General features: G+C 41.5%; 7 protein-coding genes. 3 read left to right on the top strand and 4 right to left on the bottom strand.

Going from position 1 to position 3,780, the window contains the following annotated elements; translation table 11 throughout:
• Window positions 1-101 precede the first annotated feature (101 nt).
• The 3 genes from B7Y67_RS12685 to B7Y67_RS12675 all read left to right on the top strand — a co-directional run bounded on the left by B7Y67_RS12685 (window position 102) and on the right by B7Y67_RS12675 (window position 1,698).
• Complete coding sequence (locus tag B7Y67_RS12685; RefSeq protein WP_293598961.1) at window positions 102-416, top strand: hypothetical protein; 315 nt, start codon at window positions 102-104, stop codon at window positions 414-416.
• 3 nt (window positions 417-419) lie between these two features.
• The gene (locus B7Y67_RS12680; RefSeq protein WP_293598960.1) at window positions 420-668 is read left to right on the top strand and encodes a hypothetical protein; all 249 of its coding nucleotides are present in this window, start codon (window positions 420-422) and stop codon (window positions 666-668) included.
• Between the two features lie 61 nt (window positions 669-729).
• Complete coding sequence (locus B7Y67_RS12675) at window positions 730-1,698, top strand: YafY family protein (protein WP_293598959.1); 969 nt, start codon at window positions 730-732, stop codon at window positions 1,696-1,698.
• A 6-nt stretch (window positions 1,699-1,704) separates the two neighbouring features.
• Here the strand turns inward: B7Y67_RS12675 and B7Y67_RS12670 are convergent, their stop codons facing one another.
• The 4 genes from B7Y67_RS12670 to B7Y67_RS12655 form a co-directional block, all read right to left on the bottom strand.
• Window positions 1,705-2,103 carry a hypothetical protein gene (locus B7Y67_RS12670; RefSeq protein WP_293598958.1) on the bottom strand — a complete coding sequence of 133 codons (399 nt, stop codon included), beginning with the start codon at window positions 2,101-2,103 and terminating at the stop codon, window positions 1,705-1,707.
• A 43-nt stretch (window positions 2,104-2,146) separates the two neighbouring features.
• A complete protein-coding gene (locus B7Y67_RS12665) occupies window positions 2,147-2,746 on the bottom strand; it encodes a hypothetical protein (RefSeq protein ID WP_293598957.1) in 600 nt (199 codons plus the stop codon).
• Between the two features lie 10 nt (window positions 2,747-2,756).
• Complete coding sequence (locus B7Y67_RS12660; RefSeq protein WP_293598956.1) at window positions 2,757-3,179, bottom strand: outer membrane protein assembly factor BamE; 423 nt, start codon at window positions 3,177-3,179, stop codon at window positions 2,757-2,759.
• A gap of 54 nt (window positions 3,180-3,233) precedes the next feature.
• Window positions 3,234-3,780: outer membrane beta-barrel protein (locus B7Y67_RS12655; RefSeq protein ID WP_293598955.1), on the bottom strand; the 547-nt coding region annotated here is incomplete at its 5' end.

Raw genomic sequence — 3,780 nt, 5'->3', positions numbered from 1 at the left:
GCTCATGTGAAACAACTATTTTTTAGATTATTTTTTTACTAGCTCACTGTATGAGCCTGACTATTAATAATCTCTTATTAAGCCCCATTTTGGAGAAACTGATGAAATATCTACTCACCCTCTTTTTGCTTGCCCAAGCAGCCCTTTATGCCCAAAAGAGCTTTGCTCAAGTTATGAATTTAGACAATTCGCCTTACAACATGCAAAACAGCCAATACAACATGGAGAACTCGCCCTATAACATGCGCAATAGTCCATACAACATGGACAACAGCCAATACAACATAAATTCAAAGAATGGGGTTTATGACAACTCAGGCAACAGAATAGGCTACGAAGTTAAAGCGCCTAGTGGCGTAACAAACTACTTTGACAATAGCGGCAACAGGATTGGCTACACACCTTCTAAGCGATAACCCATGCTTACAAGTGCAATTATTCTTAGCATTGTGTTACCAATGCAAATTTCCATAACTAACCCCAGGTTTGAACTCTTTGTTGTCAAGGCAACAATTGATGCGGCTGTTCTTGTTGGATTTCCAGCCTCAAAAGCGGCAAGGAAATATGCCTTGAAAGCTCAATCTCCTGATTATTTGATGACTGAGGCACATTTAACCGTTAACCCAGTTGAATGGCGAAAACTTTACTTTAGAAAGTTCTTTTCTTAATAGGCTCATTTCATGAGCCAGTGCAGTAATATTGGGCTATAAAAACCAATAGAAAGCCATCATGGGTGACGTAGAGAGATTGCACAAAATCAAGTACATGATTCAGGCACGCCAATGCGTTCCTCTTAATGACTTCCTTAATGAACTAGAAATATCCAAAGCTACATTCAAAAGAGATTTGGAATATCTGCGTAGCAGAATGAATGCCTCCATTATTTACGACCGCTTCAAAGGTGGCTACTGTTTTGATGGACAAAGCATTGGTGAAAAGATTGAGTTACCTGGCTTATGGTTTTCCGAGAAAGAGGCCACCGCACTTGTTCTTATGCAGCACCTTCTCTCGGGCTTAGATAAGGGCGGTTTAATTGAACCTCATATTGCTCCACTTACGTCGATCATTGATGGCATTCTAGGGCAGAGCAATACACCAGCCAAGGAACTACGCAAAAGGTTAAAGGTTTTTGGAATGGATGCCCGTAAAGGGTCTATTGAGAATTTTGAGGAAATTGGCAGCGCCCTACTCAAGCGTAAGCGTCTTGTAATCACTTATTACGCACGGGGCACTAATAAAACAACTGAGCGCGAAATATCTCCACAACGGCTTATCTTTTATAGAGACAACTGGTATTTAGATGCCTATTGTCATTTACGCAAAGCTCTGCGTAGCTTTGCGCTTGATGGAATTAATAGAGTAATTTTTACCGATACCAAGGCCGATGAAATTTCAGAAAAACAATTGCATGAGCATTTTGCAGAGAGTTACGGCATCTTCTCTGGTAAGGCTAGTCAAAGGGCAAAGCTAAAGTTCTCCCCCGAAAAAGCAAGATGGGTGAGTACGGAGACTTGGCATGGGCAACAAGTTGGGTCCTTTGATAAAGAAGGTAATTATCTGCTGGAGTTTGATTACAACCAAGATCCTGAATTAGTAATGGATATATTGAAGTACGGATCAGGGGTGGAGGTGCTTGCCCCAGCATCTCTTCGCAAAAAGATTAAAGAGGAGCTGGGTAAGGCATTACAGCACTACTAATGAACCTTAATCAACATTATTAGCAGTTAAGAACATCGATTTTTGCAATGATACAAAGAAGTCCTGATAGGGCTTAGGATCAGTTACTGGCACATTGTTATATTGAGCATTGGCTCGAACAATCATATTCTTCCCCGATGCACCTGGCCTCACAGAGACGGTCATACGCAAAGCGTACCCACTTAATTTTGTTGCAGAGACACTTCCTAAATCCAAATCCGCCTTATCAATGACAAAACCTAGATCTTGAAGAGTTGCGATGGTTGATCGCATCGTCTTTGCCTTATCGGTGGTATCGAATGACCTAGATTGAATAGCTCGCAACTCAACAGAAGTCTGTCCATCAGTAGCAGAATCTAGGACACGATCTTTCATCGTTGCATTACAGCCTGCTATTAACGTCATAGCTGAAATAGCAAAGATTAATAACGTACGACTTTTATATTGTTTATTCCACATTTTGTGCCTGCAAGAAGATAGATTTTGATAGCTTGTCAAAGAATTCTTGGTAGATTTCGGGATCGTTTATTCCTTCTATCTTTGATAGAACACCTTTTTGATTCCAGACCAGCCTTTGAAAGGTAACTCGTACTACATATCCACTGGGAGCTTCTACGGGTTGGCTGAACTTAACCTGCTTACCCGTTTTTGTTGTGACATCCACTTGAATTGGGTTGTTTGTAACTGCAGGTTTTGTAACTAAAGAAGCTCTAATTTTTTGATCTTTGTCGTAGTTGGTTTGTACCCGAAATAGCGCTGCCATTAAGATTGCGCCTGCAATCTGGCCACTATCTGTTGCGTCTCTATTTTTTGAGGCAACGATTACACCAAGCGGCATATTAGATTCGTCTAAATTAAACCCCATGTCTTGCAGTACATTATTGGAAGCCGTTAAAAGCTCCTTCTCACTCTTAATGTCGTACTTTCTAGATTGAAGTTGTCTATTAGCAAGAGTATCGGGCTGAAATTGCAAGGCTTCAGTCGGTATTTGTGTAGCACAACCTGCAAGCAAGCTAAGTACGCACAAACTGACAATCAGTTTTTTCATCACTGCTACCTTAGAATTTAGAGGTGTTGTAAGCAAAGTCTCGAACCATTCCCTTTTCATCAAATTTGATGACGATGGTCAGGGTCTTTTGAGTTCTGCTTACTGCAGCCTTATTGTCTGCAGGCAACCAAAAGAAGCGGGCGCCACTTGAAGTGCTAACCATTCCTTCCGTTGAGACCTTGTCGTACACCCATACTTCACGCCTTTTATCGTCAGTAGTAACCATATTGGGAGACCCGAGTACACCGACAACATCAGCTGAGCTCATCCCAACCTTGATCTCTTTTTGCACTTTTCCAATTGAAAGATTGTCGCCCTCACCCTTGGCAGCATTCATATCCTTTTGCTGTTCGGCTAAGGATGTTGGATAGCAGCCCGCTAATCCAACCGTGATTAGAGAGGTAATTGCTATGGTAGAGATGAATTGATTCATATGGGTTTCTGTAAAGGAGATAAAAATGGGGGCTCAGAGCCCCCGTATTGTTGATTAGAACTTGTAGCCTAAGCCGACTAGCAAGTTGTAAGCATTGGCGTTTGAAGTTACAGATGAGGTCACGGTATAGCCCGCAACTGTGCCTGTAGAGCTAGCAGTTTGATTGCCATAGCTCATATAGTTAAATTCACCAAATCCATATAGACCGCCTGTGATGATCTGTTTATATCCAAGACCTAGTGAATAGCCCGTGTAATTTGTATTGGTTGAACTTGAACCAAAGGTATCCTTAACAGTAGCGCCTGTATATCCAACTTTTCCATATAACAAACCATCCGTTCCGATTGGCGTTGCTGGTGACAAGAAGATGTTGTATGAGTTTTCCTTGTTGTACTGTCCGTTACCCAAAGATGTTCCTAAAACGCTCCCCGAATAATTTGCTTTTTGACCTGCGATAGGTGAATACTCTGCACCAATACCTAATAAGAAATCCTTCGTAATTGCGCCCATATAACCAATAGTTACAACACCAGTAAACCCGTTTGAATTGCTAATGGATGTATTGATGGGGGCTGAACCTACGCCTACAACTGTAAAGTTA

Source organism: Polynucleobacter sp. 35-46-11, from assembly GCF_002281105.1.
Note: the sequence above shows the minus strand (reverse complement) of the source record. Positions and strands in the feature narration are given on the sequence as shown.